Origin of the sequence: uncultured Eudoraea sp., from assembly GCF_947258525.1 — a bacterium.
Classification (GTDB): domain Bacteria; phylum Bacteroidota; class Bacteroidia; order Flavobacteriales; family Flavobacteriaceae; genus Eudoraea.
The window spans coordinates 21,273-27,272 of sequence record NZ_CAMYIP010000065.1 but is presented as its reverse complement, the minus strand read 5'-3'; the positions used below and the strand labels follow the sequence as shown (position 1 = coordinate 27,272).

Sequence of the window (6,000 nt, the reverse complement as noted above, 5' to 3'; positions counted from 1 at the left end):
TGATTTAGGATTTGATACAGCCGATTATTTACCTGAAGGTTTTGATCCATACAATGTCTATTTTGATATTCATTCTGTAGAATTCATTGATGATGAAGTAGAGGAGCTTGGATTTGATACTACAGCTTATTTACCCGAAGGTTTTAATGCATATGCGAATCCTGGAAGTTTAGAAGGAATTAATTATATAGAAGAAGAAGTTATTGACCTGGGATTTGATACATCAAAATATATACCTGAAGATTTTAATCCATATGAATTCTACTTTGATTTAGATTCTGTGGAGTATATAGAAGATGAGGATGACTTAGAGTTTGATTATAGCACAGGGGATTATTTGCCAGTTGGATCTGATCCTTTATCAAAATAATAAGGGGATAGAATAGATCTTATTTCTATCGGTTTATTGGGTTAGTCGCCAGAAAGCCTTTGCTCTGCAAGGGCTTTTTTTAATGGAGAATCGTTTTTTCCGGCTGGTAACCCAAAAAAAGGTTTAATTAACAAAAGTTTAACTTCAAAAATGGGATTCTCAAATTGTTAACAACCAGGTATAGATACCCATATCTTGATAGATTTTGTCTAGCTTTTATGAGAAGTCCATAAGTTTTGTCTATAGAGACTGATAAAATCGTTTTTCAACTGAATTTGGGCAATTGTTAATACTATCTGAAGAGCAATAATAGGGACATTTTGGTGTTGTATTTTTGTACAAATATTTAACCTAATAGCGTTATGAAAAATTTAAAAACAATAGTAAGTAGCTTTATGATAGCAGTAGCTATTAATGGCTTAAATGCTCAGGAACCAAATTGTGATGAAAACCAATTTGATTTAAGCAGCATTGAATATATAGAAGAAGAAAATTTTGATCTTGGTTTTAATACATCAGAATACCTTCCGGCAGATTTTGATCCATACACATATTACATGAATCTGGATTCAATTTCTTACGTGGAAGAAGTAGCTGTAAATATTAATTCTGAAAAGAATTTACCAAAAGATTTTAATGTATATGCAAACCCGAAGGATTTTCGAAATGTGAGCTACATTGATCCTATGGATGACATTCAATTAGAGTTGGATACAGAGGCGTATTTACCTGCTGATTTTAATCCTTATTTAAGGACATCAGAAACAGACAATATTTCTATATAGTAATTGGTATAACATTCAATAAACAAGCCCTGATCATTGTATCGGGGCTTTTTTATTAAAACAACATCGGGATTACATATTGGAACACCAGGATCAACAATAGAACGGAAATCAAATTCAAAATAATTCCAACTTTTGCCATCTGGTGAACCTTAATATAGCCACTGGCAAAAACAATTGCATTTGGAGGGGTAGCCATTGGCAACATAAATGCACAACTGCTGGCAATGGTCACCGGGATCAAAAGATATACTATTGGTATCTCCAGACCAATCGCAATACCGGCTACTACAGGAGCCAGGACCGCCACAAGGGCTACATTACTCATTAACTCTGTCATAAATAGCATAAGAAGTATAAGAAGTGAAGCTGTAAATAATATGGTAATCTCACTTGTTGCGATAGCATTGGAGACTATTGCTACAATGCCGCTTACAGACATGCCCTTAGCAAGTGCCAGTCCACCACCAAATAGAATAAGAATACCCCAGGCTAATTTTTGAGTATCATTCCACTTTATGATAAAATCTCCTTTTCGGATATTATAGGGCACAGAAAAAAGTGAAACTGCAGCCAACATACTGATTATAGTATCTGAAAGGCCTAATCCCGGGAATATTTTGTTGATAAGTGTTCTGAATATCCATAGAAATACGGTAATCCCGAAAATGACCAATACCATTTTTTCTTTACCCGAAATAGGTCCTAATTTTTTTAATTCAGAATTTATTACATCCCTGGATGCATTGAATTTCAGTTGTCCGTTTGGAAACATCCATTTTACCAGAACAAGATAGGCTATGATTAAGAGTATTATGGAGAAAGGAAGACCGAGGGTCATCCATTTTAGAAAAGAGATCTCAATGTTGTATTCATTTTCCAGCAGACCAATCATAACAGAGTTTGGCGGAGTTCCAATAACGGTGGCAATACCTCCGGCATTTGCAGAAAAGGCAATGCCAAGCATTACACTGAGGGCAAAATTTTGATCATTTTTAGTATAGCCATCTTCGTCATTAATAAGTAAATCAATAACAGACATTGCTATGGGGAGCATTACCACTGTGCTGGCTGTATTACTTATCCACATACTTAGAGAAGCGGTTGCTATCATAAAACCGAGGACTACCTTATTGGGGGTGGTGCCTGTTATTTTAATGATATTGAGTGCTATTCGTTTATGCAGGTTTACCTTTTCCAGAGCCAGGGCCAATACAAATCCACCGAAAAACAAAAAAATAATGGGGCTCCCATAGTTTGCGCCTACATCTGCTATTGGCATAATATTCAAAACTGGGAAAAGCACTAGCGGTAGCAGAGCTGTGACGGAAATGGAAACAGCTTCAGTAATCCACCAAATTACCATCCACAGGGCAACGGCAATAACACCATTAGCATTTTCATTTTCGGGAATAAGGGTTGGTAAATTTGTAAAAATGAAGAAAAGAAGCGGACCGGCAATAAGTCCGAGTTTCTTGTTAAGGCCCATTTGGAATATTTTAGGCCCTAAACTATATCTTTTACTTTAGTTATAAAAATAAAAGGGAGCTAGCTTGCTCCCCTCTAATTTATCAGTAAAAAACTATTCGTTTAAATTAATAGGATTCAGGTCCGCATCAGTTGATCCATAGAGCAATTTAATTTCTCCTTCCTTATCAAACCCTGCTATAAAGAATAAGTCACCGTTTATATTTAGAATTTCAGGCAGATAATTTCCGGGATAATTAAGTTGTTTAATCGGACTTCCATTAGAATCAAATTTTCTTAAATTCTCATTACTCGATAGTACAAAGGAATCTCCTAAAGACACCATAGCCTGATTATTCTCTGTTCCTTCAAAATAAGAAGATGAAATCCTGGTACCACTTGCATTCACCACTGTTAATTCTCCATGGGCATACATCGCGATATTTCCGTTAGAAAGCTGTTCCAGATGATAACTTCCATTCAGGTCGTTGGAAGAGGTGATTTTAGAGTCCAATACAGAATCCTCATAAATAGCATGAGCAGATACATTAAGACCGGAATCAAAAAAGATCAATAATGGTTTATAATTTGTTATTTTCGGATTAGTAAGATTTTTACTAAAAACTGCTCCGAAAGCAATATAGCCGCTTTCTACTTCAATCATATCCCCAATCATGGAATTTGCATCACCGAAAGAATTGAGGACTACCTCAAATGCGTCACCGGAGGAATTCCTTGTTTCCACAGCCGTTTTATAGATATCACTATCTTCTTCTGTACCAAAGTAAAGGAAGTTGGTCCCATCTGCCAGGTAACCATAACTGTGCTTGGAAGATGAATTAATTCCATTAAGAAAGTTCCACGCATTATTATAGGTCACTTCCTGGGTACCATAAAGGCCATCCAGCGTTCTTGAGAACACAAAATTCATATTCCCGCTTGGGTAGAAGTTAACAAAAGCACTATTTGAATTATAAGGTTTGTCTGCTATATAAATTGCAGTGGATTCATAATTTTCATCCAATTCCTTATAATAAAATTTTTTACCTCCGGTGCCTACAAGGTCTTCCAAAAGTTCAATAGAATAGATTGAGCCATTTACAGGATTTATACCTGTTTCCAGGGGAATTCCGTTAAATCCTTCTGCAACTTCGGGGAAAATAAAGAAGTCTTCTACAATAGCATCGTTTACCAGGACTTGCCTGGTAAATGTATTTGTCTCCATGGCTTCATTAGAAACCGTGAGTGCTATGGTATAATCTCCCGACTTTCCGTAAACGACAGTAGGATTTTCTTCTGTCCGTGTTTCTCCGTTACCAAGATTATACGAGTACGAGCTTGCTCCCACGGAGCAATTATTTATTTGCAGATTTTCGCCCACCAAAAGGATCTCCTTACTCACTTCAAAACAGGCCTCTAAAGTTGAGTTAGGATCAGGATTATCGGGCCCTGAAGGAGAATCATCCTTAGAACAGGAAGTCAAAAATGCTGCTAAAATGATCAGAAAGTAGATTTTCTTCATAAAAACAGATTTGGGATTCTATTTTATAAAACGAAAATACCTACCTCTTTATTTCAAATTTTAACACTCATTCGATGAAATGCACAGGCCTTAAAATACTGATAATGAATAGAATAAAAAAAATGAAGCAATTTTTTACTCATTTATCCGGCAAAGTAGGGTATCCTCCTCTTTTACCACTTTTGTTAACCCCAATTTGTTAAGACCCTTAAGACCTTTATCCCATGCCTTATTGCTTAATCCGGCAGTTTCCTTCAATTCGGCCAATGGCATGGATTTATGGGTTTTTAAAATGTTAAAAATCGTTTTTTCATTTTCACTCAATTCCAGTGGTTTTTTTTCAGGTCGCATTTGAGGAAAGAACAATACTTCCTGAATAGAGGCATTATTTGTCAGCAGCATAACCAGGCGATCTACACCTATACCAATGCCTGATGTTGGCGGCATTCCGTATTCAAGGGCTCTTATAAAATCCTGATCAATAAACATAGCTTCATCATCCCCTTTTTCAGACAGTCTTAACTGTTCTTCAAATCGTTCCCGCTGGTCAATAGGATCGTTGAGCTCCGAATAGGCATTCGCAATTTCCTTGCCGTTAATCATAAGCTCAAAGCGCTCTGTTAGGGCCGGGTTAGATCTATGCTCCTTGGTAAGAGGGCTCATTTCTTTTGGGTAATCTATTATGAAAGTAGGTTGTATGTAGTGGTGTTCACATGTTTCGCCAAAAATCTCATCAATGAGCTTACCTACCCCCATACTTTCGTCTACTTCTAGTTCCAGTTTTCTGGCCACATCCCTCAAAGCTTCTTCATTCATTCCTGAAACTTCATAACCCGTATGCTCCTTAATAGCCTCCAGGATTGGAATGCGTGGGTAGGGCGCTTTAAAATCGATCTCTTTTTCACCCATGGTAACTTTAGTTGAGCCATTGGCATCTATGGCTACCTTTTCGAGCAGCTGTTCCGTTAGATCCATCATCCAATTGTAATCCTTGTAGGCCACATAGAGCTCCATAATGGTGAATTCCGGATTATGGGTGCGGTCCATCCCCTCATTTCTGAAATCCTTTGAAAATTCATATACACCATCGAAACCACCTACAATCAATCGCTTGAGATATAACTCATTGGCAATTCTCAGGTACAGAGGGATATCCAGTGCATTATGATGTGTAATAAAAGGTCTGGCAGCCGCTCCGCCGGGTATGGGCTGTAAAACAGGAGTTTCTACTTCCAGATAGCCTTTCTCATTTAAAAACTCGCGGATACTGTTGGTTATTTTTGTGCGCTTGATAAAAGTATCCCTGACGGAAGGATTAACGGCCAGATCTACATAGCGCTGGCGATAGCGTTGTTCAGGATCGTTAAATTCATCATAGACATTGCCTTCTGCATCTTTTTTGGGAAGAGGTAAAGGCCTGATGGCTTTACTTAGGATCGTAAAATCTTTAACCATCACAGTTTTCTCACCAACCTGGGTTGTAAATAGTTCGCCTTCTATTCCAATAATGTCCCCAATATCGAGCAGTTTTTTATATACTTCATTGTATTTAGCTTTATCCTCACCCGGACAAATTTCATCCCGGTTAAAATAAACCTGTATGCGTCCCTCGCTATCCTGCAATTCTGCGAAGGAAGCTTTTCCCTGAATCCTCCTTGACATTAACCTGCCGGCAATTGTAACCTTTTTACCCTCTTTGTAATTCGTAGAAATATTTACCGATGTGGTATCTACAGGGAACAAGGCAGCCGGATAAGGATTAATCCCCATTTCCCGAAGCTTGTTCAGTTTTTCTCTTCGTACGATTTCTTGCTCAGACAGTTGCATAAATTGGTCGTTAAAGCTGCAAATATAGG

Annotated in this window: 5 protein-coding genes; 2 read left to right on the top strand and 3 right to left on the bottom strand. The window is 37.5% G+C overall.

All coding sequences use genetic code 11. From position 1 onward, the window contains the following. Both Q0X89_RS05200 and Q0X89_RS05195 read left to right on the top strand, forming a co-directional pair. Positions 1–370 (top strand): hypothetical protein (locus Q0X89_RS05200; RefSeq protein ID WP_297691823.1); only part of this gene is annotated, 370 nt, incomplete at its 5' end. Positions 371–732: 362 nt separating this feature from the next. Next, positions 733–1,155, top strand: coding sequence for a hypothetical protein (locus Q0X89_RS05195; RefSeq protein ID WP_297691821.1), 423 nt, complete (start codon positions 733–735; stop codon positions 1,153–1,155). Positions 1,156–1,210: 55 nt separating this feature from the next. Here the strand turns inward: Q0X89_RS05195 and Q0X89_RS05190 are convergent, their stop codons facing one another. The 3 genes from Q0X89_RS05190 to lysS form a co-directional block, all read right to left on the bottom strand. Continuing rightward, a complete protein-coding gene (locus Q0X89_RS05190) occupies positions 1,211–2,644 on the bottom strand; it encodes a DASS family sodium-coupled anion symporter (RefSeq protein WP_297691819.1) in 1,434 nt (477 codons plus the stop codon). 93 nt (positions 2,645–2,737) lie between these two features. After that, positions 2,738–4,144, bottom strand: a complete 1,407-nt coding sequence (locus tag Q0X89_RS05185; RefSeq protein WP_297691817.1) for a PKD domain-containing protein — start codon at positions 4,142–4,144, stop codon at positions 2,738–2,740. 135 nt (positions 4,145–4,279) lie between these two features. Continuing rightward, the gene (gene lysS / locus Q0X89_RS05180; RefSeq protein WP_297691815.1) at positions 4,280–5,971 is read right to left on the bottom strand and encodes a lysine--tRNA ligase; all 1,692 of its coding nucleotides are present in this window, start codon (positions 5,969–5,971) and stop codon (positions 4,280–4,282) included. Between the last annotated feature and the right edge of the window lie 29 nt (positions 5,972–6,000).

What these genes read in the sequence shown, in the direction of transcription:
- Q0X89_RS05185 (WP_297691817.1), bottom strand. Translation starts at nt 4,144, where the DNA reads ATGAAGAAAATCTACTTTCTGATCATTTTAGCAGCATTTTTGACTTCC.
- Q0X89_RS05190 (WP_297691819.1), bottom strand. Translation starts at nt 2,644, where the DNA reads ATGGGCCTTAACAAGAAACTCGGACTTATTGCCGGTCCGCTTCTTTTC.
- Q0X89_RS05195 (WP_297691821.1), top strand. Translation starts at nt 733, where the DNA reads ATGAAAAATTTAAAAACAATAGTAAGTAGCTTTATGATAGCAGTAGCT.
- lysS (WP_297691815.1), bottom strand. Translation starts at nt 5,971, where the DNA reads ATGCAACTGTCTGAGCAAGAAATCGTACGAAGAGAAAAACTGAACAAG.